Consider the following 24,590-nt stretch of genomic DNA (forward strand, 5'->3'; position numbering starts at 1 on the left):
CCTCTAGATATTCTTTTGGATAAAAAAACTTTATTTATGCAATTCCTTATATATATTATCCATTAACAATATAGTTAATTATTCAATAAGCTCACCAACATTTATTGCAATTTTTTATTATTACTTCTTAATAAATGAATAATATAAATTAAATGCATGAAAATGGATAGGAATTAAGATTTAGAAGGAGAATATTTTATGAAATCCAAGTTAATTGCTACAGGAATTATTGCAGGAAGTCTACTATCCTACTCATCTAATACATTTGCAGATACTCATAAGTTTCCAGATGTTCCAGCATGGGCGGACAAATCCGTTAATTATTTAGTTAATAAACAGGTATTGAATGGTTATCCAGATGGAATTTTTGGTTCTCATGATTCATTAGACAGAGCTTCGGCCACAAAAATTATGACAAAAGTTTTAGGAATAGAAATTGACTTCGATGCAAAACCATCTTTTACAGATTCACAAAACCATTGGGCTACCCCGTATATTGCTGCAGCTGAAAAAGTTGGCATTGTTAAAGGAGAAGGGAATGGCATCTTCAATCCATCTGGGAAAGTAACACGCGCTGCCATGGCAACGATGCTAGTAAATGCCTATAAACTACAAAGTACAGCACATGAAAATGGCCAAAGTAAATTTGAGGATTTAAAAGGACATTGGGGTGAAAAATATGCCAATATCTTAATTGACTTAAAAATTTCCAATGGTACGGATAACGGCTGGCAACCAAATAGATCTATAACACGCGCCGAGGCCGCTCAACTTACTGCTAAAACGGATATGTTGCAACAAAATTTAAATGATGGAAATGAGATTATTACTGCTACATCATATAAAGATTTAAACTTAACAGTGTCTTCTAATATTACTGCCCAAGAGATTGATAGTTTTATTGCAGAATACCATTCAGATAGTCCATTAATCGGACATGGACAAGACTTTATTAATGCGCAAGATCAATACGGCGTAAATGCACTTTATTTAGCGGCACATGCAATTTTAGAGTCTGGATATGGAAAATCAGAAATCGCATATCGAAAACACAATTTATTTGGGTTACGCGCGTATGATAAGGATCCGTTTAAATATGCAAAATATTTACCAACCTACGGTGACAGTATTGCTTATAATGCCAATTATGTACGAGAAAGGTATTTAGAAGAAGATGGCATGCATTATAATGGACCAACATTAGCTGGTATGAACGTAAAATATGCATCAGACAAAGGCTGGGCTGGAAAAATTGCAAATATTATGGAACGTATTAAACCTTTCCGTGCAGAAAACTATACATCTGCAAAAAAATTACCTAAGAATCCTGAAACATTAGATGTTGAAGTGTTATCTAATAACATTCCATATAAAATGTATGAAGATGGGACAACAGCAAATGTTGTATCAACAGCTGCTTATTACCATGTACCGTATCCATTTAACTTAAAAATTAAAAGTAAATCAGATGTAGCGGTCGAGGAAAATAAAGTTGGTACAGTAACTCGTGGAACAAACATCTTTATTTATCATGAAGATCCAAATGGATGGGTGGAATTCTCTTTTGACACTAATGGAGAAAAATACTGGACATTAAAAAGTAAATTAAGTATGTAATTAGAAAGGTCCCTTTCACTACTCATAATCGTTTAGATTTAAATGACATATAATTATGAGACAAGTTTTTTACTTTTTAAATATAGTTATGTATACAAAAAAGTTAGAGAATTATTTTCTCTAACTTTTATGCGCTAGTACTTGAAATTAAAAAGATGGTGGGGTTACTCCAAATATAACAGTGACTTTGTGTAAAGAAGTGTTTTCCCATTTATGTTTTGCGTATGGTGGGATTTTAACACTATCACCTGGGTTAAGAAGTAAAACCTCATCATTTAGGTATAGTTTTACTTGTCCTTCCATAACAAATGCTATTTCTTCACCTTTATGTGCCATGGGCTCCATAGAAGAAGCGGTTTGAGGTAACAGATTCATTAAAGCTAATTCCAGTGATCCATTCAAATTAGGTGATAATAACTCATACGAAACATTGCCGCTTTCAGGGAAAGTTATTTTTTTTCTTTGATTAGCTCTTACAACTAATTCTTCTGTATTGGTATCTTCTAAGAAAAAATTAAATAAAGCAATATTTAATGCTGCAGAAATTAGTTTTAGTGTTTGTAAGGATGGATTCGTGATTCCTTTCTCAATCTGACTTAACATGGAAGGTGTTATATCAGCTAATTCAGCTAATCGTTTACTAGTTAGTCCAGCGCCTTTTCTAAAGGCCATAATTTTTTCACCGATATTAATATTGTTCATATGCGTAATCCCCTTTAAATAAGTGAATAAAATTAAAATTAATTTTATTCACTTATACTAAACATGTTGTTAATATACTTAATTATAATAAAGTATGATTAATTTTCAAGCACCTGCATAGTTGTGAGAATAGTAATAAGACGAGAAATGATTGATACTTATTCTTCCATGTGAACCATTAAGTATGATGACCTGATTATATGATTGAATTTCTGTATAAGATTTTGGGATTGACAATAATGCAATAGCGGATGGACTGGCATTTAGGATAGCATCTAGGTTTGTAGGGAAAGCAATGGAACCATTTTTAAGTGGGGCTTATACAGTTGATGATAATCATTTATATAAGCTATTAAAAGAAATAGTGGGTAAAGAGGAACCAACAACATTAGCAGGAATGATTAGACCTGTTAAATTGCATAAAAGGGGAGAGGCTATTTACAAAATAATGATTTAAAACATAAATTGAATCAAGGTACACAAATTGTATAGGGAACAGGAGGCAGTATGATTCCAAAAAAAGTAATGGAAGAATACTATCAAACAAGTTCTTAGTTAATTAAAAAAAGTTTTAATAAGTAAATGACAATATATGAGTAAACACCAATGCTTTATTATAAAATTTTTTAGGAAGTGAAAACATTATGAAATCAGCTTTAACTAACATTATAATCTCCTTGATTCTTGCAGTAGGAGGGATTATTTCGCTTTTGTTTAATTTAATGGGAGGTCAAGATTGGACCTGGGATTGGGTAGGGCTATTACTGGCATATCTATCTTTAGGTATTTTAATAGGCTTATATAATAAAACTGTGGATCACAAAACATTACCTAGAATACTAAAAAGAATTTTGTTTATTTCCTTTAATGCTACAGTATTAGGAACAATAATAGGGTTAACATGCCAACTATTAGGAAAGGCGAATCTTACTATAATGATGTATTATTGGTTGATAATGTTATTGCTACATTTCATTACTATAATAACATTGGTTATCCTAGTATTTGCACATCAAAATAGTCAAAAATGCAGCCTGCTATATACATTTATTGTAATTTTAAACATTTTTCTTACCCTAGGACCAGTATTATATCCTTTGGTTCTAACTATTATAGGAAATGGCATGAATGCTAGTGCAGGACACTAATTTTTACCTATATAGAGTATTAAAATAAGTAATCCAAAATTGATATTTGTTAAGTTAAATAATTTTATAAACTAATATAATAATATAACTAACCAACATAAAGTGGAATAATAGGATAGAAAGAAGATTATAATATGAAAATTAAGCTTAAGAAAAAAAGAATTATAAGTATATTGTTGGCTATTACATTAGTAGCAATAGGGTATTACATGTTTCAATCTATTACGAATCCTAAGCTGGTAAATGCGGAAGAGGTAAACAGTGTTCAACAAGTGAGCAGTCTACCTAAAAATGAATTAAAAAAATCGATACCTAATCGTTTTGATGGTAAAGAAAGAAAAGTTGCATATTTAACTTTTGATGATGGACCAGGAAAATATACAGCTGACCTATTAGATGTATTAAAGAAAAACAATGTGAAAGCAACATTCTTTTTAATTGGCGATAATGTGAAAAGGTTCCCAGATTTAGTGAAACGAGAGCATGTTGAGAACCATTATGTGGGTATGCATAGTATGACACATGATTTTAAAAAGTTATACACCAATCAGGAATATGTTAAGGAAATGAAAGAGGATCAATCTTTAATTAGAAATGTTATTGGAAACTCACCGAAATTAACACGCCCACCATATGGATCAATGCCTGGGTTAAATGAATCACTTCGAAATGAAGTGGTCGGAAATAATTTAAAAGTATGGGATTGGACAATTGATTCTTTAGATTGGAAATACAATAAATTATCCGTTGATGTAGCGTCCGCAAAAATTGTTCAAAATGTCTTAGCAGGTGCGACGTCTTCAAAAGAAATTATTTTAATGCATGATATTCATCCGCAATCTGTCGCGGCAGTTCCAGCAATTATAAAAGGATTAAAAGAAAAAGGGTATGAATTCGAAGCTTATGATGAGAATAATCATTTTTCAATAAACTTCTGGCATGATAAGCGAATATAACAAGTAGTTATAATTTAAATGAATGGAATAAGAAATTGATATAGGGTTTAAATATATGTAAGAGCGCGTTGACCTAAATATATAACAACACGCTCTTTTAAAAATTTATTTTTTATTATTTAAATTTAATTATAGGATTTTTCATTATATAAAAAATAATCAAATGTCCTTTATTTTTATACTTTCGATTACTTAATTACTATATAACAATGAGGTGGATTTAATTGTCGTTTTTAAAAAACAGTAAAATTGGCACAACACTTAACGTAATGGTAGTTATAGCAAGTGTCTCGTGTATCATATTATCTATACTAGGATTTTGGGGCCTTAAAAAAGGGGAGCATGCTTCTACTACTATGTATGAAGATAGTTTATTACCAATTCAGTGGATAGGAGCTATAGAGTCTAATTTTTATCTAATCAATATGAATGTAAAGGAAACGATCCTATCAAAAGATGAAAAACGAATAAAAGAACTTTTAACAGAAATAGATGTGGCTCGTGCAGAAACTGATCAGTTATTAAAGAAGTTTGAGACAAGAGTTAGTTCTAATAGAGAAAAGGAATTGTATAACACATTTTATACAATATTCAAAGACTTAAGAACACAACTGAAAAAAGTGCAAGATTTGGGACAATCTAATAATGAAGAAGCATATGCTTATTACCTAAAAGAGGTTGATCCTAATATGAAAAAGTCAATTCAGGCAATTCGCGAACTTATCCAATTTAATAATAATAATGCAGATCAATTACAAAAAAATAATACTGACAGTGCAACAAATACCATGATGCTGTTTATTAGTATCTCCATTATAGCAATTGCAATTGTTATTTTTATTGGCTATATCATTAAAAGTGCGATTAAACAACCAATTGTACTATTAGAAAGAGATATGGAAGGGGTATCTGCAGGTGATTTAACGTTACGTACTTCTTATAAATCAAATAATGAATTGGGAAGCATTGTGAAATCTTTTAATAACATGTTGGATAACTTACAACAATTAATTGGAGAAGTAAAAAACACAACACAGGAGGTTATTTCTTCAACCGATGGGATGTTACAAGATACTAAACGAGCATCTCATATATCAAGTGAGGTTGTTCAAACTATTTCTGAGGTTGATAAAAAAATAGAAGGACAAGTTACTAGTATTCAAGAAAGTGCATCTTCAATGGAAGAAATTGCGACTGGAGTTCAAATAGTAGCTGAATCCTCAGCAACGGTTACAGAAGTGGCTGTCACAACAACAGAACAAGTCAATTCTGGTAGTGAAGTGATAAAACAATCTATACTTCAGATGAATAGTATTCATGAGGTTGTTGAAGAAACTTCTAAAGTAATTGAGAGGCTTGTTACACGTACGCAAGAAATAGATAAAGCTCTGGATGCAATCACTAATATTGCTGAACAAACAAACCTACTTGCCTTAAACGCATCAATTGAAGCTGCACGTGCTGGAGAAAACGGTAAAGGATTTGCAGTAGTGGCAGCGGAAGTAGGAAATTTAGCTGAGCAGTCTAAAACATCTGCATTTGAAATCAATCATTTAATACAAGCCATTCAACAAGATACAAAAGATACAGTTGCTGCAATGCAAAAAGGCCAACAAAAAGCTTCGGAAGGAAAAGAAACAGCTAATAAAGCAGATCAAGCATTCTCATCCATTCTGTCGGCTATTAATAAAATCACTAGTCAAATTCAAGAAGTATCTGCAGCGACAGAAGAAATGTCTGCCGGTACAGAAGAAGTCAATGCCTCTATGTCCAGTGTTTCTGAAACTGCCACGCAAGTAGCTAAGGAAACAACTCAAACTGTACAGTCTATCCAATCACAAGCAGCATCAATCGAGGAAATATCGAATCAGTCTAACAAAATAAAAGAAAAAGTAGAAGCATTGTCAGTGTTAGTTTCAAAATTTATTATTGAGAAGCATCACTAAGAGCAATAAAATATATCAAATATGATGTAAAAATAAAGAAGTCCATAGTAACTTATACAAAGTACAAAGGGCTTCTTTATTGAAAGATGTTCTAAAATTCTTCACATCATTAAACACAATTAGTATTTAAACCAATGCGTTCACACAAGATTAAATGAATTTAGTTTTGTAAATCTATCAAATTTCATTTTGGAATTTCATGTCCCAATCAATTTCCAAAAGTGGAACTAAGAACTTATTTTATAGATTAAAATGCTAAATTATCTACAGGTACATTTCATTTAGTACCCATTTCCTTGTCTCGATATTTAGACAAGAAAATGGGTGCTTTTTTTAAACGAAGACACCAAAGTGGGTACTTTGTAAAAATAGAAAATACTAATTATGTGTGAAGTTAAAATTCAATTTTATATTATTTACAAAAATATTTATGAGGCATCTATTTTCTTATCTCATTAGGAGGACATGAAAGTCTATACTTATGTTAATTTCTTTCATTCTTATGTTGATGGGCATAGGAAGGGATTTCACAAATATAAAATAAGATTGACAACGCAAGATTACAAGTGTAATATTCAGTTACAGATTACAAACGTAATCCAAGGGAGGTGTAATATAAACTAATGAAAGAATTACCTAAAATTTCAGAAGCTGAGTTAGAAGTAATGAAAGTACTGTGGTCAAAATCTCCACAAACGGCAAATGAAGTGATTGAAGAGTTGGAGAAGAATATGGATTGGAAACCCAAAACGATTCGAACACTAATTAATCGATTAGTTCACAAAGAAGCAGTTGCTTACCATCAAGATAAAGGGCGAATGTACGCTTATTATCCTTTGGTTTCGCAAGATAGTTATTTACAAGTAGAAACAAAATCTTTGCTTAAACGTTTCTATGGTGCAGCATTTAAACCTTTACTAGTAAATTTCTTGAAAGAAGAAAAGCTGTCTTCAGAAGACATTAACGAGCTTAAACGTATCCTGGATGAGAAAACTGAGGAAAATCAGAGGAAGGATAGATGATAATGATAGAAATGTTTATAAATGTCTATCTGCCTCATTTTTTTGATTGGTTGATAGAGACCTCTATTATGGCTAGTATATTAGTGGTCCTAATCTTATGTATTAAGGTTTTGTTTAGAAATAAATTAACTCCACGTTGGCAATACATGCTATGGATGATATTAATTATAAGGCTTGTATTACCTTGGTCGCCTGATAGTTCCTATAGTATTTATTCTGTTCTTACTTACAAAAATGATGATACATTCATTTCTAGCCGAAATCCTGTAAGTATTTTTCTTACAAAAGAACGTATGCAAGAATTAAAAGGCATAGACGATACAAAGGTTCTCACAAAAGAAGATACTTATACCTCAAGTTCAACACAGACTGCTCAGGCAAACCAGAAACAAACACACATTAATGAAAAGCAGGATGATGAGACGATTCCATTCTATACAATCTGTATATACATTTGGCTTACTGGTGTTATCCTTCTAAGCGTTGCTACTTTTATAATGAACAGGCGTTTATTACTTTACATAAAAAAACAACCTGTTATTACAGACGAGAAGATTGTCCAAATCTTTGAAAAGGGTAAGCAATCTATGTCTGTTCAACGGAATATCCCTCTATTTGTATCTGGAAAGGTTTCCAGTCCAACAGTATTCGGATTTATTCGTCCCAAGTTGTTATTGTCAACTGTACATATGAAAATATTAGATGAGCAACAGTTACGATATATTTTCCATCATGAATTAGCTCACATCAAGCGAAGAGATGTTGGGGTGAACTGGCTTATGCATGGCTTACTAATTTTAAATTGGTTTAATCCAATTCTATGGTATGCCTACTCATGTATGCGGGAAGATCAAGAACTAGCATGCGATGCATTAGCTCTTACATGTATAGATTCAGAGGAACAAATTGCGTATGGACATACTATTATTAGTCTATTGGAACACTACTCAAGTTATTATCAAGTACCAAGTATAGCAAATTTTAGTAAAAACAAGAGAGCGTTAAAAAGGAGAATTCTAATGATTAAAAAATTCCAAAAAAAATCATATCGTTGGTCTGCGATAGGGGCTGTGGCAGTGATTGCAGTTTCATCTGTATCCTTATTAAACGCCCGTGCTGATAAGCCGACTAACCCTGAGAAACAACAAATAGAAGTGAAAAATAATATGAAAGAATTAAAAACACAAACTGATATTCCTATACAGCAAATTGTAGAAAAAATGATTGGTACAAAAGAACAGGCAGATGCAGAATTTTTTATTTCAGAGGGAGAGTATAATAATTTACTTAAAGACCTCGTTGTGGCACGAAATCTGTTTACAAAAGAAGAATTTGAACGATATATTGATTTAGAAACAGAAGCATATACTTTGGGTAAAAAAGTAAAGTTAGTAGGAAGTCCTGAAAAGTTAGACTCAGAAGAACAAAAAAAATATAAGAAAAACAGTGAAGAAATTGGACCATTTAGACAGAGAATTTCTTCGGAACTTAGATTAACTAAAAAGGAAGCACAGAAATATCTTGATTTTCCAATTAAGACCCCAAGTTATGTGGTAAAAGGGTATAAATTAACGGGAGAAGGTGTTACAACACCGATGACTAATGAAAAAATAAATCCCGATATTATTTCTCAATATCAAAGTGAAGATAATGTGTATATTGTGCACCAATCTGCAGTTGGAGATCAGGGAGAAAATTTGTCGAACAAAGTTGCGGAGTATAATGAAAAGGTAACAAATTATGAATTAGAAGGTACAAAAATAACCTTAGTTGAAAGTCTTGATACAGAGGAAACCTCTAAAGTAATGCAAATGATTGTTCCTGCAAAAGGAAAGAATAGCGCTTATCAAGTCATAATTCTTGCAGGTGATTTAAGTAAAGAAGAAATAGAGAAAATTATGCTGTCCTTTCTAAAATAAAAATAGAGTCTCAGGATACCGTTCTTGAGGCTATATTTTTTTAGCTTAAACGAAACCTATAAGTGGGAAGAGAAATTAGTATAGTCTATATAATAAGAAATTAAAATGATATTTAGTTTTGCTAGCTTGATTGAGGTGGATAAAAAATAACAATTTAAAACATAAATTGAATCTAGGTAGGTATATTGTATGGAGAACAGGAGGGAGTATGATTCAAAAAGAAGTAATGGAAGAATACTAGCAAATGGTGATGTATTTTACCGCTATCACCTGGATTGAGAAGTAAAACCTCATCATTTAGATATAGTTTTACTTGAGATGAAGCGGTTTGAGGTAGCAGATTCATATTAAAGCCAATTCCAGTGATCCATCTAAATTAGGAGAGAATAACTCATACGAAACATTACCGCTTTCAGGGAAAGTTATTTTTTTCTTTGATCCGCTCTTACAACTAATTCTTCTGTATTAGTATCTTCCAACAAAAAATTAAATAAAGGAATAGTTAATGCTACAGAAATTAACTTTAGTGTTTGTAAGGATGGATTCGTGATCCCTTTCTCAATCTTACTTAACATGGAAGGTGTTATATCAGCTATTTCAGCTAAACGTTTACTAGTTAATCCTGCACCTTTTCGAAATGCCATAATTTTTTGAACAACATTAATATTGTTCATATAAATAATCTCCATTAAATGAGTGGAGTATATTAAATTAAAATTAATTTTATTTACTTATACTTAATATACTGTTAATATATATTTAATTAAAATAAATTATGATTAATTTTCAAACTGTCAACTGATGCGAAAACGTGGGAAAAGAATCTACTTAGAAGTAAAGAGATTACTGTTATTGAATATACAACAGACTATAGTAAAGCGGTAGAAAAAGAAGAATACAAGCTAATAATGTATTCTTAAGTTTTTAAAGGACGTGAAATGAATATGAAACCAGTTTTAAAATATATAATTATTTCCCTTGTTTTTTCAATAGTAGGGGTGTGTTGGGCGCTGTTTGACATCTTTATGTTAGATGCAGACTGGCTATTGATTTGGATAGGTGTATTAATGGCATATCTATCGTTGTATATTGTGATAGGTCTATATAGTAGAAAAACGTACGACTCAAAATTGGCTAAAGTGCTTCTAAAAACAATAATTACAACCTTTAGTTTTGGAGCATTAGGAATATCATTCGGAGTTGTACACGAGATATTAGGACCATTGAGTCTTACTTTAATGACATGGTATTGGTTTATAATGCTATTTTTATATTTAATACCCATAATATTATTAGTGATTTTAGTATTGGTAAATAGTAAAAATCATAATTTCCCTTGGGTATATAGTATACTTATACTTCTAAATATACTTCTTACGTTGTGGCCGTTATTATGGCCGTTATTTATTAATTTTATGGGATCTGCTATGAATGCAAGTGCAGGATGGTAGTAGCTCACAGATTATAAAAAGATTAAAAGAAAAAGGTTATGAATTTAAAGCTTATAACCGAATATAAAAAAGGATGAATAAGTTAAATGAATGGAATAAGAAATTAATACAGGGTTTAAATATTTGTAAGAGCGTGTTTAGCAAAATATATAACAACACGCTCTTTTAACTGGCTATTTTTTATTATTTAAATTTTAAAAAATAATATTGATTAAATGAAAAAGAGAGTTTTGCTCTCTTTTTTTGCATTTCAGCAAAACCTAATTAAATGTGAAGTGAAAATTCATTTGGAATTTATATTAGTAACGAAAGATATTCAAGAAGTATCTACTTTCGTGTCTAAAAAGTATCCATTTTCATGTCTTTCTACATGTAGAAAGACATGAAAGGCTACACTAAAATCTCATGAACAATCGTTGATAAATAGACATTATCGTAAATTTTGTAGAGACTTTCATGTCTCAATAACGGGACATGAAAGTCTAAACTTTTTCAACATAGGACAAAAAACTCTAAACTACTTAGCCAGTAATAATACAATATCCGAAAATAAACTTTTGAATAGAAGTTTACTTTCAGTTTCATCAATAAGAAAAACCACAACAATTGCTGTGGTTTTTCTTATTGCCCTGACTAAAACTATGTTGTAAATGCTCATGGCCATTATATGTTGGATTTCTATTATAAGTTCCAAAGTAAACTTTTACCCAAAAGTTTACTTTGGTTTTATTTCAATCACTGTGTTTATAACATTTCTTCGTATTTCGAATAAACATCCAAAAAAGTATACATTCAAAACACTGTTATTTTGGTTGTTATGAACAATTGCTACTTTTACATAAAAATCACTCGAACAGCTTAAGAATTATATTTACGTGTCCGATTAACTAAAATAATTTATCAAATCAAAAAAGAGAGTGAGGCAGATGAAAATAAAATTCAGAGTTGGTAAGTTGAAAGTGTATTTCGAGATTAACAGAGCTACATTTAAATTAATAGGCGAGTTAATAGTGAGGTCTCGCCAACTAAACGCGAACTTCGTATGCTAAGGAATTTCTAAGTTAAAAAACTGGGTTTTACCGTACGTTAACAAATTTCCATAAACGACATTTAATGTTTGTTATGGGATTTTGTTTTTAGTAATGAGTTTAAGAACTGGTTTTTGGCCGTATTTCTTCCAGATATTATCTTTTATTTATTATATATAGTTTGGAAAAATTACCATTTACACGCAATCAGTATTAGTGTATTATTCGTCTAGTACACTAATACTGAGGAGGGAAGAAATGGAAAGTGGTTTTTCTCCTAATATCCCGATTTACATTCAGGTAATGGAATACATAAAAAAAGAAATTGTAACTGGTCGTTTAGCATCGGGTGATAAAATTCCAGCTGTACGTGAACTAGCCAGTAAATTACAAGTAAATCCAAATACGATTCAACGCACATTTCAAGAGCTAGAACGGGAAGGCATTGCTGTGACACGAAGAGGAACAGGGAGATTTGTAACGAGTGAAGGAGAAAAGATTACTGAACTACGCAAAGAAATGGCAACAGAGTTGCTTGATAATTTTATAAATGGAATGGACAATTTAGGATTTACGAAAGAAGAAATTCTTGCAATCCTCCATTCTTCATTAGAAAAGAAAAGGAAGGAAAACGAATGACAGAGTTATTAAAAATTGAAAATCTGTGGAAGAGATATAACTTAAAAACAGTGCTTCAAGATTTGAGTGCAACAATTTCTGAAGGGAAAATTATTGGTCTTGTTGGTGATAATGGTAGCGGAAAAACGACATTATTAAAAATGATTGCTGGTTTGCGTTATCCTTCTAAAGGAATTATCACAATTGAAGGTCAGAAGGTAGGAATAGAAACAAAGAAAATTGTTTCATTTATGCCTGATAGTCCTGTTTTTGACGAGTGGATGACGATAAAAGATGCTGTAGTTTTCTATCGGGATTTTTATAGTGATTTTGATTTACATCAAGCAATGGACTTAATAGCTGAGTTTAAAATGCCATTAGAAGAGCATATAGTTGCTTTATCAAAAGGTGGAGTGGAAAAATTACAACTTATCTTAACTTTCTCCAGGAAAGCAAAGTTATATATATTAGATGAGCCATTGGGTGGAATTGATCTTGTTTCTAGAAAACATGTACTAGATTTAATTCTTAAATTTTACCGAGAAGATTGTACCATTCTCATTTCAACTCATTTAATAGAAGAAATCGAAAATATATTTGATGAAGTAATCTTTTTAAAAGACGGAACTATTATATTACATGAAAATGTAGAGGAAATTCGTTTTCATCACGGAAAAGCAGTACATGAGTTGTTTAGGGAGGTGTTTGAGCAATGAACCCACTTTTTCTCTATTTATATAAGTGCAATAGAAAAAAAATAGCAGTCTTTTATTCTGGTTTTATTATTATTTCTTTACTTCTTTTATTTAGTACGATAGGACTCTCAAGGGTACTACCTCCGTTTCTAAAGGATTTAGTATTACTCATATACCTAATAATAATTGGTATAGCTGCATTATTACTTCTTCTAATAGCGCTGCCTTCTTTCAATAAAATATTAAAAAATTCTATGATTCGTTATACAGCCATCCCAACCCGAAAATATATATATACGAATTTATTATTTTTTACATTAATGTTTATTATTTTATTAGGTATAGGCTTAATTTTTTCATATTATTTTTCACAAAGTCTTTATGATGGAAAAGTAATTGGTTATAATCCGAGTCTTTATGGTGGGGAAGTAACCGGAGAATTTCGACAAGAATATCACAAGTTGTATAGTTACGGAATCTTCCAACACATATTTGCTTTTCTTTTATGGGGAATCGATTTCATGAGTATCCTTATTTCTTGTTATTTTATCATAGCCATTATAAGGCTGTTTCCAGTGAAGTCATGGATGAGTAAAATAATTTTATTCATCATTTTCGTTGCTATCTTTTCAACAATACAAACAATAGTAATGAATGTGTTAAGTAAATTAGAGAAATATGCAGTTACTATTAAAAGTTCTGGGTTCATGGATAAGAATGATTTTTTTGATACATCATTTTACCCTATTGAAGATTTCACTATTTTGGGTCTATGTTTTACTTGCTTGTTAATAATTGTACTCGTAGCGATTACAGGTCGCATTATCAATAAGAAATTAGAGATATAAAAAATCACTTTATAAGTAAAAGATATTTTGGGAGGAAAGCATGAGAACATCTAATCCAATGTTAAAAAAAGACAAATTCCATGAAGAGAAGACAAGCGCTTCTACGATGACAATAGGTGGAACGATAGGAAAAACATTCATTTTGCTTATCTTACTTCTTGCAGCGTCTGTCTATTCCTACGTACAGATGACACAAGGGACAATGAAAATACCCGTGTTAATTGGAATTATAATAGCTACTCTAATTGTCGCTTTTGTAGTTATATTCATTCCGCGCATATCCCCAATTTGCGCACCGATTTACGCAATATTACAAGGGGTTTTATTAGGAAGTATTTCAGCATATTATACAATGCGCTTTGGTGATTCTATCGCTTTAACTGCTGTATTACTAACAATTTCGATTTTATTTTCCATGTTAGTGTTATACGCAACTCGAATAGTAAAAGTAACTAAAAAGTTTCGTGCGGTTTTAACGGTTGCAACACTAGGAATTTTTATTATGTATTTTATTGTTTTCTTATTGAGCATCTTAGGGGTGACTGTTCCATATATTCATCAAGGGGGGACAATTAGTATTATCATAAGTGCAATTGTAATTGTTGTTGCTGCATTAGATTTATTACTAGATTTTGATTCAATTGAACATGGTACTCATAGTGGAGCACCAAAGTATATGGAATGGTACAGCGCAGTAGGACTTATGATGACATTAGTATGGTTATACCTGGAGATCCTTCGTCTGGTTTCTTACATTATGAAAAACAAAGACTAGAAAACATCCTGCATGGTTCAAACATGCAGGATGTTTTTTTATTTCGTAGTATCAATTAGGTCACGTTAGTCAGTGGAGAATCTATGAAGATGCTTTACAACAACTTCAACTCATACCTATAACCTTTCAGTCGCTCTTTTCTATAATCTTCTTTCGACCATTACAAACAGATTAATAGTAAAAAACTGATTCCCCCTTAGCTTACAGGAAATCGGCTTTTTCTATGTGAAAAATTGCTTAGCGTACGAAATTCGCGTTTTGTTGGTGCTACCCCATCGCTATCAAGCTAAGATTATACAATGTCAAGTATAGTAGAGATTATTTCTTTTTTCTAAAAGCCAGGCTTAGAGAATTTAAAGGTTTGCATGCGAAATAAACCCTATCGGGTTTCATTTTTTGAATTAGGCCGCTTGATCTTCAGAAATGGTATAATTGTAAACGACACCTAATATATCAAAGACTGTTTTCTTCTCATATCTGTGAGATTTTCGCCCATTTTGCTGTAGGAGGTTGAACAGGCGAATGAGAATCTTTGATAATTCTTGGGTGTCTTTCTGTATGGCTTGATAAATAAGAAAAAAATAATCTCTAATCATATATATGGCCTTATATTCACTCAGCTCTCGTTTCTTTTTCATAAGAAGTAATTGACGCATTTGAAACATAGTAGAAGAACAGAGGAGAATAGCGATCAGTTTCCCATACAAATGGCATTCTAATCTTTCTCGTTTTATCTTTTTACAATGGTGAATATGAAAGAATGATTTCCATGTTTTAAATAAAATCTCGATTTGCCAACGTAAAGAGTACCAATCATGTACTTGTCCCATCGGGACAGTATCTGTAGAGGTATTTGTCATATATACATTGATACTACTGAGACGTTTACTACAAGGGGAATACTTTATTCCTTTCTTTTTCTCTCTTACAGCTTGATCTTGCAATCGTTTTTGTTGTTGTTCATCTGTAAGTCGATGAACAATCACACGAGTTGGTACTTTATCAGTCATTCCTACATAAGCATCGGATATTTCATAGGTTTGCCCTGGTTGGAGAGAGTTCATTAATGCCTCCATATCTATCTGTATATACTCTGTACCTTTCTTGATTTTTCCATCCTGAAAATAATCAGGTGTGAGATTTTTTGATAAATACGTGTATTGGATTTAATACGAGAGATATAGTAAGCCTTTTTATCTTGTATATGTTGAAGATCTTTTAAATGAAAATACCCTAAATCACGGATACATAAATCATTTGGTGTTACAGTTGGAACACACAGAGAACCATAGGTTCGATCATGTTGTTTCCCTGGACCTGTATGGATATGTAGGAATTGTCCACTTAATAGGTCATATTCAAGTTGAATTTTCATCCCAGCAGTATGGCTACATCCTCCAGCCCCAGGATAAATGGTTGAAAATATATCTGGAAGCTGAAATGCAGTGGAATCTAAAATGCGAATACGCTTGAAAACAGAGGTGTATGGAGAAGAAAGTGGCATAGATGAAGTTAATTTTTTATTTAGAAGGTTAGTCAATATATGTTGTAAAAACTGAACGGCTGATGTATTAAACCGTTGATTCAGTCCTTCTGGACTGATGAGTACTTCTGTGGATGCTTCTAAACAGCTAGATAACTGAGCTAAAGAGGTTGTAGCGATATTTTGACTCATCCATATACATAAAGCGACTAAATCTTTTGCTTGATATTTACTAGTTCGTTGTACAAAACCAACATCTCTAGCAAGATCCCGTAAGGTATTTGGAGATAAAAAGCTTTGAATCTCATGAGCAAATAGTTGTAATTCATCAGACACAGAAACAGACATAAAAAACGCCATCCTTTCCTATAATTCTACAGAAAGGATAACGCCTTTTTTGCTTTATGGATAGTGCAAAACCTTAGTTTTATAGCGATGTAGCGGTACCAAATAGCCGTTTAATAATTATTTATGCCACCTTTATATATCTATATAATCAAACGTTATTACTCATTTTTAATTGCTCTAAAAGATAATCACGGACATTCACAAAAATACATTGTTTTTTAAACTTAATAATAAGTATTTCAATTCAAATTCTTGATAAAAAATCTTAGTGATATATAGTTTAAACTCATCTAAATTAGGCTTTTCTGGGCTTTATAGCATATTTAAAGGAAGTTTAAATTTAGAAAATAAATGATCGTTTTGGGCAAAAATCGAAACTTCTTCTCTAGTTAATCGATCATGAAATGCAATTAAAATTTTTCTTAAGGCATTTACTTGTTCTTCTTCAGTTTCAGCTGAAGTTACAAAATAAAAAACAGGAAAGTTCGCAAAAAATAAAATAATCAAATTATTATAGAAATAATGATAGTGTGAAGCTTATAATTGAACTGGGTGATTAAAAGTGACTATACAAAATGAAAAGATAATTGATATCTGTGATAACCGCAGACTATTAAATAAATATTCACGTAACAGTATTCCAAGCGTAATCTTCATAGCAGGGTTAGGCGATAGCTATGAGACATGGAAAAAAGTCCAAGACCGAATATCGCAAAAAACATCAACCTTTTCCTATAACAGGTCGGGTATTGGCAGGAGTCAATTCGCATCCGTCCCGACGACTTGCTATGATCTAGTCGAGGAGCTCAACGAATTGTTGCTAGCGCTTGAAGTGGAGAAGCCCTATATATTGGTGGGGCATTCTTTTGGTGGTTTGGTCGCTAGATTATATGCCAGCCTTTATCCACTGAACATCTGTGGTATGGTTTTGGTTGACGCTGCACCGGAATATAAAGAACTTGCCTATGAAAAGGTTCTACCCGAAAATCTGCTTGCAAGAAATAGGGAATATTACGAGAATCCTATGTTGAATAGTGAGAAGATTGATAAAATACAAAGTTATAAGCAAATCGTTGATCATTCAAATCAAAGTAACCTCCCTCTTGCAATTATTACAAGAGGTTTACCTGACAATGTTGAAGAGGGATGGCCATCTCAAGAAATATTGAAAATTGAGCAAAAACTCCAAGCAGAATTCCAATGGCTATCAACGTCAAGCAAGTACCGGATTGCTAGTCGAAGTGGACATTATATTCATCATGATGAGCCCGAAGTTGTTATAGAGGAGATTATGTTAATGTTGAAGGAGATGGGGAAATGAGCGATACAAGGATTAAATTGATGCTGGATTTACAAAGAATTGAGAAGGATGAGTATCAGTTACACGAAGGTGAGCAGCATCAAGATTTCTTACCTTTGTTACTTCAATATATTGGAGATCCTCAGCCAGAATTACGGGATAACCTGATTTATTCGATGTTTTATATGTGGATTAAGGAAGAGAATAGATTCAGTGAAGAGGAGTTACGAAGCCTCTTAACTGTTCTGACTGATGAGAACCATTTGTTCTATGGTATTGGTAGCGAGGATGATCGGTCAGTTTTTACAAGGACGTTCTCTGCCTTACCTATCGCTTTGATTGTGCAACGCCACAGACAGAATCCATTTTTTAATCAAGCGGAAATTGAGCAATTAATGCATGTGATGCTCCGTTATTATAAAGAGGAGAAGGATCTGCGAGGTTACCTTTCAGTAGGAGGCTGGGCTCACAGCGCGTCTCATGGTGCGGATGTTTTTGTTGAGCTGGTGCAGTGCGAGGAGAGCAGCGTCGCAATGCTGCGTGAGGTTCTTGTCGCTATTTCTGGCATGCTTCATAATGGTAGACACATTTTTAGCGATGAGGATGATGAGCGGTTGGTAAACATCGTGGATACGATGATTGACAAAGAGTTACTTCCACATCAAGAAATCGCTAATTGGATTAGCGGCTTAGCGCAATGCTGCAATTTGCCGAGAAGTCGCAGTCAGGTGATTGCTCGCGTGAACAGCAAGAATTTTTTACGCAGTCTCTATTTCAGAAGGGGACAAGATAGCCGAGGGAATGAGCTTAACACGGTCATACTTGGTACTGAAGCAATATTAAACAAGTTTTCTTTCAGTTAAAGGGTTAGAGGGGCCGTCCCCATCGCTATCAACTTAAGAAGAATAAACGCCACCAAAACAAAAAAAGCCCCAAATTTTTCTTAAAAATAAGTTGGGGCTTTTGAACCAGAAAAGTATGTTTTTAACTATGAAAACTACGATGAATTTTTCCTTTTTTCCTACTTGCTAAATTCAGCAAGTAAAATATTTTTAAAAGGATTAGGACTGCCAGTTCTACCCAAACTATTCCAATTGACGACCAACGTATGCTTGCCTCCAAGTTTACCTCCAACAAAGGTAGTAAACCCTAGAATGCCACCTGTGTGCCCCCATATCGAGACACCGCTTGGAAGCTTAGTTTCATAGATTCCAAGACCATATCCATCGATTCCTTCTTTTCCTGTAGGAACTGTAGTAAGCATTTGTTTTAGTTGCTGTTCTTTCAGTAATTTGCCACCGAGCAAGTAAGAGAAGAATTTGTTTAAGTCGTCAGCAGTAGAAATCATATCTCCAGCAGAGCTACCTGCACTTGGGTTATAATAAGTAACGTCTTTTAGCTCACTTGCTCCGTCTGGTTGGACATATCCACGGGCATGGTTAGTGCCTGGAATAACACTTGAGTTGCCTGGTAGGAATGTATTCGACAATTCAAGTGGTTCAATAATTCGATTTTCAACCTCTTCCGCATAGCTGTTTCCAGTTACTTTTTCAATAAGAATACCCAGTAATACGTATCCTGTGTTTGAATAAGACCAGCCCTTTCCTGGGTCAAAGTCTGGGGGCAAAGAAATCCCCATCTTCACTAACTCTTCAGCCGTATACGATTTTTTTGTATCCGTAAAATCAGCGTCTTTTGACCTTGAGTATTCAGCGATACCACTTGTATGGTTCAATATGTGCCGAATAGTAATCTTGTTACCATCATATCCATTTCCTTGAATGACACCAGGTAACCATTTTTCGATGTAGTCGTCTAGATTCAGGCGATTCTCTCCAACTAATTGAAGTACAACTGTTGCAGTGAACGTCTTAGTCACACTCCCAATGCGAAAGCGAAAATCTGTTTTCATTGGTTTCTTGGTTCTCAGATCCGCTATTCCAGCGGCATACCCCCACGTTTTTCCACCCTCAGAAGTTTTAGCAAGTATCCCCGGGTATCCAAGTTGCAATGTATCCCGCATTGCTTGCTTGACGGAAGTACGATCTCGTTGAGTATTTGTTTGTAACGAACTAGATACATTTTGAGTGGGCTCTGCTTTTACAATTGAGGTTGGTGTTGTATATAACAGGGAACTTCCAGCTATTAAAAGGGCCAGACTTGCACAAGTAATTTGACTACGTATTTTCATAAGGCATTCCTCTCCTCTATTCATATTGTATAAGTGTTTGCTTACTGTTCCTTACTTCCTGACAAGACTTAGGGAAAGGCCCTCACGCATATAGATTAAAGCCCCAGTACAAAGGTATCTATCAATACCAACAATTTGAGCCATTTAAATCTCCATCCCTTTTATAACAAAATTAGTCAAAGGTATGAAAGCATATTATGTACCCGTAGTTATTGTTAGGATTAACACAACAGGAGACATAACCCCAATCCATATTTTACTTTATTTATCCATAATATGTATTGAGAAAGAATGTAAATTCGAATCCTTTCCGTACCCCAGCTATTGATCGTTTTTTCACCTATTATAATTAGTTATTTAGAATTTCATAATAAAAAACTGTAAAAAAATAACGAGTCCCTTAACGAACAGGAAGTGGTCGAAAAATATGTCTATAGCACAATTTTCTTTTTTGATATGGTGACCCCATCGCCATATCAAAAAAAGAAAAGCATATACCCCAAAACGAAAAAATGAGCTTTTTTGTTACAAGTTAGTACAAAATTTCGTTCTGGGGTACTATAAAATTTTAGCTTGATGGGCATGTGGTGCTACCCCATCGCCATCAAGCTAAGGTTTTGAAGTACCCACTAAATGAAATTTTTCTTTCTCTACAGTTAGTTACTTTGAGAAGTCATCTCATTTTTTTGTTTTTGGGGTGTTTCTTTTTCTTAACTTGATGGATGTGGGGTCTCGCCACATCCATCAAGTTATCTAAATAAAATACCCTCTAAAAATTAAGAGTATTCAAAAATAAAAATAGACATTTATTAACTTCGTTTGTTATAATTCAAACAAAATAAAAAAACGTTTACCTTTTATGTTTAACGATATCAAATTTACTGGAGGGGATAAAGATGAAAAAAGCACTTTACATCAATATAGGTGGAGAAGGACACTTAAATCCAACATTAGGATTAGTACAGGATTTAGTACAACGTGGAGACAACATTGTCTATTATTCATCAAATGATTTTGAAGAAAAAATCAAAAAAGCAGGTGCACAATTCCGTCCCATCAATCAAGAGGCACAAAGAGAGCTTTCGGAAACTATGAATCTTATGACTTCCCATCCTCAAGAGTACTTATTATACTTCCTTCATGCTATGGAAAGAATTACTGATTCCATTTTTGAAGAAATCTCCAAAGAAACATACGATTACATCCTCTATGATGCACAGTCTTTACCTGGAAAATGGGTTGCTCACTATAGAGGTTTAGCATCTATTGCAACTTGGACCACGTTTGCTTTTTCACAAGAACTAAAAGAGAATATGAACCTGACAGGAACAAGAAACATAGAACAAAAACAGGAACGTTTAGCCATGCTACAAGCATTTTTGCAATTAGAAGAAATAGCAAAAAGGAAACAATATTTAGAAGGAAAATATGAAGTATCCCTATCTGATAATTTTTTACTTTGTCCGGGTTCAGGCGATTTGAATATTGTCTTTACTTCTCGCTATTTTCAAAGAAACAGCAAGGATTTTAAGGATGGCTATATTTTTATCGGTCCTTCCATTGCTGAAAATGAAACTCTAAATGATTTTTCGGTTGATGAATTAAAAGGAGAACGTGTGATTTATATTTCTATGGGAACCATAATTAATAATCAGCCTGAATTCTATCAAAAATGTTTCGTCGGTTTAAAAGATCTCAATGCAAAAGTAGTACTTAGTATAGGCAAACAATTAACAGTGGAGCAGCTAGGAGATATACCTGATAATTTTATTGTTGGTAACTATCTTCCACAATTAGATATACTGCGTCAAGCGGATGTATTTATTAGTCATTGTGGAATGAATAGCACAAGTGAATCACTTTATTTTGAAGTACCTCTAGTTATGCTCCCATTTATAAATGATCAGCATACGATTGCTGAGCGAGTATACGAACTTGGCGCAGGATTTATGTTAAATATCCAGCAATTATCGGCCGAGGATCTAAAACATGCCGTTAATGAAGTGTTGCAGCATTCGATTTACAAAGAGAATGCCAAAAAAATTAGTCAATCATTCCGCGAGGCAGGTGGTTATATCAAAGCTGTTGATGAGATTATTACATTTACTCGTTAATTCTGCTATGTATGCCACTCAAGGGCTATTAACTTAAGAATTTTATAACACCCTACAACAAGAATATAGAAGATAGAAGAAATGCTGGCAGTATCCCATACTCATCAAGATAAGAAATTAAATACCTCATTACTATCAATTCTTAAGTTGATAGTAATGGGGTCTCGCCCCATCGCCATCAAGCTAAGGTTTTGAAGTACCCACTAAATGAAATTTTTCTTTCTCTGCAGTTAGTTATTTTGAGAAGTCAGCTCATTTTTTGTTTTTGGGGTGTTTACTTTTCTTAAGTTGCTGGATGTGGTGATACCCCAAATATGACAAGAGAGTCATTTGGCTCTCTTGTTTCATACACAATAATAAGTTTATGGAATCGGGCTTGTAAAAGGAAATCTTGATGCCGCAAAGAATGTTGGATTAAATTGATTGCCCACAATACTTCCATTTGTAGTAGCACGAAATATAACTTGCACACTGTCTCCTGCTTTTAATCCATATATATTGGAAATATTCACAAGTAAGTCGGCAAAAAAATCCACATTATTAGTTGCAACTATAACTTCAACATTGTTAAGTAAAATATTGAATGAAAACCCATAACTAACTAATGTACTACTAGGGCTAAATCTTGCACCTGCTGCTAATGAATATACTCCGTCTTGATTTGGTTGGAATGTTGAAACACCGTCAAATTCATTTCCAAAATCAAATTGTTCATTATTAAATGTAAGAACTAAATCATCCCCTGCGGTATATGCTTGTGCCTCTAGTGGTCCTTGTTTAGAAGCTCTAAATGCAGATTCAATTACGTTTAATCCAGTTGGACCCGTTGGTCCTGTGGGGCCTGTTATTCCGGTTACTCCTGTAGGACCCGTTGGTCCTGTGGGGCCTGTTATTCCGGCTACTCCTGTAGGTCCCGTTGGTCCTGTAGGCAAAGTAAATGGTGGAATAGGTGGAAGTGTCGGACCGAGTAAGCTTGGGTCTATTGCCGCACCTTGTAAATCTTTTTCTTCTGACATACGTCACCTCCAAAAACACTTATCATACTAAATATATGCATTGTGGAATCAATTATGACAAAAGAACCTATCGGATCTCTTTTTTATTTTTTCTAAACAATACAGCAGATGGTTGCGAATATTTTCACTGTCAATATTCAATTGAAAAAAAGACATGCAATATTCATATCCACAATTTGTAATATAATCCGCATTTTATTGATACTACTATAGTTACAAGTATGCTAAAATACACTGGATCTGTTGCATTTGTTAGCTTGATAGCGATGGGATCCCGCCAACAAAACGCGAATTTCGTAAGATAAGGAATTTTTTATTAAAAAAACTTAGTTTTTCTGTACGTTAAGAAGGTTCCATAAACGGTATTTAATGTTTGGTATGATACTTTATTTTTGGTAATGAGTTTTGGAACTGGTTTTAAACGTATTTCAATTAGTTTAGATAGATATAAATAAAGTTCCTTAAACGAACGTTTTAGGGACTATTTAAGCCATTTTATTGATGCTACATTTTCTAGTTATATAGATAATCTTACTAAGTTTGGATATCAATCTGGGATAAAAAACTCTTTACCTATTAACAACTTTATGCTTGGGAAATTTGGAATTGCTTATACTTTACTTAGATATAAGAATAATAAAATCCCATGTATATTATCTTTAGACATTTAAGTAATTATTATATGAAGGGAAGATATCTTTTGAGCATTGAAATTACTAATTTATCAAAAAACTTTAATAAAAGAGAAAGAGTCTTAGACTCTATAAACATGAATATTAAAAATGGTGAAATAGTTGGATTAGTTGGTCCTAACGGGGCGGGAAAAACTACATTAATGAAAATTATCTCAGGACTCATTGTACAGTATAATGGTGAAATCAAATTCTCTCAAGAAGAATATACTCAAATAGGTAGCTTAATTGAAAAACCAAAATATTTTCCTAATAAAACTGGTTACTATAATTTGAAATATTTTAGTCAGTTATATAGTGATAAAGATAATAATATTGAAGAAATTATACATTCCCTTCAAATGGAGAATTATTTATCTAAAAAAGTAAAAGATTATTCTTTAGGGATGAAGCAAAGGCTGGGAATTGCTTTAGCATTGTTAAACAATCCAAATTATTTAATATTAGATGAACCAACTAATGGAATGGATCCTAATGGGATTAAAAGTATCTTAAAATATATAAAAGGGGTAACAAAGAAAAAAAATATAGGGGTTCTCTTATCTAGTCATATTTTAGATGATGTAGCGGATATTAGCGATCGGGTTTACCTAATTAACAAAGGGCAGATTATAAATGAATATTCTAGCTCAATTACTCCTGAAAAGACTATTAAATTTACTTTTAATCAAGAAATAATTATTGAGGCAACAAAGATTTTATCCTATTTTGGATTAGTAGA

General features: G+C 32.8%; 19 protein-coding genes and 4 pseudogenes. 17 read left to right on the top strand and 6 right to left on the bottom strand.

The window, feature by feature from the left end; translation table 11 throughout:
* Positions 1-198: 198 nt before the first annotated feature.
* Positions 199-1,617 carry an S-layer homology domain-containing protein gene (locus ACO6VI_RS29430; RefSeq protein ID WP_422424834.1) on the top strand — a complete coding sequence of 473 codons (1,419 nt, stop codon included), beginning with the start codon at positions 199-201 and terminating at the stop codon, positions 1,615-1,617.
* 147 nt (positions 1,618-1,764) lie between these two features.
* Here the strand turns inward: ACO6VI_RS29430 and ACO6VI_RS29435 are convergent, their stop codons facing one another.
* Complete coding sequence (locus tag ACO6VI_RS29435) at positions 1,765-2,319, bottom strand: helix-turn-helix domain-containing protein (protein WP_088114181.1); 555 nt, start codon at positions 2,317-2,319, stop codon at positions 1,765-1,767.
* Between the two features lie 220 nt (positions 2,320-2,539).
* Here ACO6VI_RS29435 and ACO6VI_RS29440 point away from each other — a divergent pair.
* From ACO6VI_RS29440 to ACO6VI_RS29465, 6 genes and pseudogenes are all read left to right on the top strand, one after another.
* Positions 2,540-2,874, top strand: a pseudogene (locus tag ACO6VI_RS29440) (serine dehydratase); the annotation flags it as partial.
* An 89-nt stretch (positions 2,875-2,963) separates the two neighbouring features.
* On the top strand, positions 2,964-3,467 hold the full coding sequence (locus ACO6VI_RS29445) for a DUF3902 family protein (protein WP_422424835.1): 504 nt from the start codon (positions 2,964-2,966) through the stop codon (positions 3,465-3,467).
* Positions 3,468-3,601: 134 nt separating this feature from the next.
* Positions 3,602-4,423 (top strand): peptidoglycan-N-acetylglucosamine deacetylase, encoded by an 822-nt coding sequence (locus ACO6VI_RS29450; protein WP_161520339.1) that lies wholly within the window; start codon positions 3,602-3,604, stop codon positions 4,421-4,423.
* A 224-nt stretch (positions 4,424-4,647) separates the two neighbouring features.
* Positions 4,648-6,369, top strand: a complete 1,722-nt coding sequence (locus ACO6VI_RS29455; RefSeq protein WP_161520340.1) for a methyl-accepting chemotaxis protein — start codon at positions 4,648-4,650, stop codon at positions 6,367-6,369.
* 623 nt (positions 6,370-6,992) lie between these two features.
* Positions 6,993-7,391: a BlaI/MecI/CopY family transcriptional regulator gene (locus tag ACO6VI_RS29460; protein WP_097854132.1), complete on the top strand. Its 399-nt coding sequence runs from the start codon at positions 6,993-6,995 to the stop codon at positions 7,389-7,391.
* Between the two features lie 2 nt (positions 7,392-7,393).
* The gene (locus ACO6VI_RS29465; protein WP_422424837.1) at positions 7,394-9,310 is read left to right on the top strand and encodes a M56 family metallopeptidase; all 1,917 of its coding nucleotides are present in this window, start codon (positions 7,394-7,396) and stop codon (positions 9,308-9,310) included.
* 253 nt (positions 9,311-9,563) lie between these two features.
* Here ACO6VI_RS29465 and ACO6VI_RS29470 read toward each other — a convergent pair.
* Positions 9,564-9,984 (bottom strand): annotated as a pseudogene (locus ACO6VI_RS29470) (helix-turn-helix domain-containing protein); the annotation flags it as partial.
* A gap of 270 nt (positions 9,985-10,254) precedes the next feature.
* Here ACO6VI_RS29470 and ACO6VI_RS29475 point away from each other — a divergent pair.
* The 5 genes from ACO6VI_RS29475 to ACO6VI_RS29495 all read left to right on the top strand — a co-directional run bounded on the left by ACO6VI_RS29475 (position 10,255) and on the right by ACO6VI_RS29495 (position 14,725).
* Positions 10,255-10,761, top strand: a complete 507-nt coding sequence (locus ACO6VI_RS29475; protein ID WP_000805763.1) for a DUF3902 family protein — start codon at positions 10,255-10,257, stop codon at positions 10,759-10,761.
* A gap of 1,286 nt (positions 10,762-12,047) precedes the next feature.
* On the top strand, positions 12,048-12,428 hold the full coding sequence (locus ACO6VI_RS29480) for a GntR family transcriptional regulator (RefSeq protein WP_161520342.1): 381 nt from the start codon (positions 12,048-12,050) through the stop codon (positions 12,426-12,428).
* Entirely contained in the window at positions 12,425-13,123 is a 699-nt protein-coding gene (locus tag ACO6VI_RS29485) for an ABC transporter ATP-binding protein (RefSeq protein WP_161520343.1), read from the top strand. The genes ACO6VI_RS29480 and ACO6VI_RS29485 overlap by 4 nt, the downstream gene beginning before the upstream one ends.
* On the top strand, positions 13,120-13,950 hold the full coding sequence (locus ACO6VI_RS29490) for an ABC transporter permease (RefSeq protein WP_161520344.1): 831 nt from the start codon (positions 13,120-13,122) through the stop codon (positions 13,948-13,950). The genes ACO6VI_RS29485 and ACO6VI_RS29490 overlap by 4 nt, the downstream gene beginning before the upstream one ends.
* Before the next feature lie 40 nt (positions 13,951-13,990).
* Positions 13,991-14,725 carry a Bax inhibitor-1/YccA family protein gene (locus tag ACO6VI_RS29495; protein WP_161520345.1) on the top strand — a complete coding sequence of 245 codons (735 nt, stop codon included), beginning with the start codon at positions 13,991-13,993 and terminating at the stop codon, positions 14,723-14,725.
* A 401-nt stretch (positions 14,726-15,126) separates the two neighbouring features.
* On the opposite strand, the pseudogene ACO6VI_RS29500 reads toward ACO6VI_RS29495, so the two are convergent.
* Together ACO6VI_RS29500 and ACO6VI_RS29505 are read right to left on the bottom strand one after the other, a co-directional pair.
* Positions 15,127-16,556 (bottom strand): annotated as a pseudogene (locus ACO6VI_RS29500) (IS4 family transposase).
* 148 nt (positions 16,557-16,704) lie between these two features.
* Positions 16,705-17,063 (bottom strand): annotated as a pseudogene (locus ACO6VI_RS29505) (DUF1878 domain-containing protein).
* Positions 17,064-17,118: 55 nt separating this feature from the next.
* Here ACO6VI_RS29505 and ACO6VI_RS29510 point away from each other — a divergent pair.
* Both ACO6VI_RS29510 and ACO6VI_RS29515 read left to right on the top strand, forming a co-directional pair.
* Entirely contained in the window at positions 17,119-17,877 is a 759-nt protein-coding gene (locus ACO6VI_RS29510; protein WP_063223208.1) for an alpha/beta fold hydrolase, read from the top strand.
* Complete coding sequence (locus ACO6VI_RS29515) at positions 17,874-18,719, top strand: DUF2785 domain-containing protein (RefSeq protein WP_161520346.1); 846 nt, start codon at positions 17,874-17,876, stop codon at positions 18,717-18,719. The genes ACO6VI_RS29510 and ACO6VI_RS29515 overlap by 4 nt, the downstream gene beginning before the upstream one ends.
* Before the next feature lie 158 nt (positions 18,720-18,877).
* Here the strand turns inward: ACO6VI_RS29515 and ACO6VI_RS29520 are convergent, their stop codons facing one another.
* Positions 18,878-20,047 carry a serine hydrolase domain-containing protein gene (locus ACO6VI_RS29520; protein WP_422424840.1) on the bottom strand — a complete coding sequence of 390 codons (1,170 nt, stop codon included), beginning with the start codon at positions 20,045-20,047 and terminating at the stop codon, positions 18,878-18,880.
* Between the two features lie 896 nt (positions 20,048-20,943).
* Here ACO6VI_RS29520 and ACO6VI_RS29525 point away from each other — a divergent pair.
* Positions 20,944-22,161, top strand: a complete 1,218-nt coding sequence (locus tag ACO6VI_RS29525) for a macrolide family glycosyltransferase (RefSeq protein ID WP_161519946.1) — start codon at positions 20,944-20,946, stop codon at positions 22,159-22,161.
* A gap of 362 nt (positions 22,162-22,523) precedes the next feature.
* Here ACO6VI_RS29525 and ACO6VI_RS29530 read toward each other — a convergent pair whose 3' ends face one another.
* A complete protein-coding gene (locus ACO6VI_RS29530) occupies positions 22,524-23,177 on the bottom strand; it encodes an exosporium leader peptide-containing protein (RefSeq protein WP_422424842.1) in 654 nt (217 codons plus the stop codon).
* A gap of 497 nt (positions 23,178-23,674) precedes the next feature.
* Between ACO6VI_RS29530 and ACO6VI_RS29535 the strand changes: the two genes are divergently transcribed.
* Both ACO6VI_RS29535 and ACO6VI_RS29540 read left to right on the top strand, forming a co-directional pair.
* The gene (locus ACO6VI_RS29535; protein WP_161519954.1) at positions 23,675-23,848 is read left to right on the top strand and encodes a lanthionine synthetase LanC family protein; all 174 of its coding nucleotides are present in this window, start codon (positions 23,675-23,677) and stop codon (positions 23,846-23,848) included.
* 29 nt (positions 23,849-23,877) lie between these two features.
* Positions 23,878-24,590 (top strand): ABC transporter ATP-binding protein (locus tag ACO6VI_RS29540; RefSeq protein WP_422424844.1); only part of this gene is annotated, 713 nt, incomplete at its 3' end.

The organism is Bacillus sp. PSXD-155, from assembly GCF_049310765.1.
Classification (GTDB): domain Bacteria; phylum Bacillota; class Bacilli; order Bacillales; family Bacillaceae_G; genus Bacillus_A; species Bacillus_A cereus.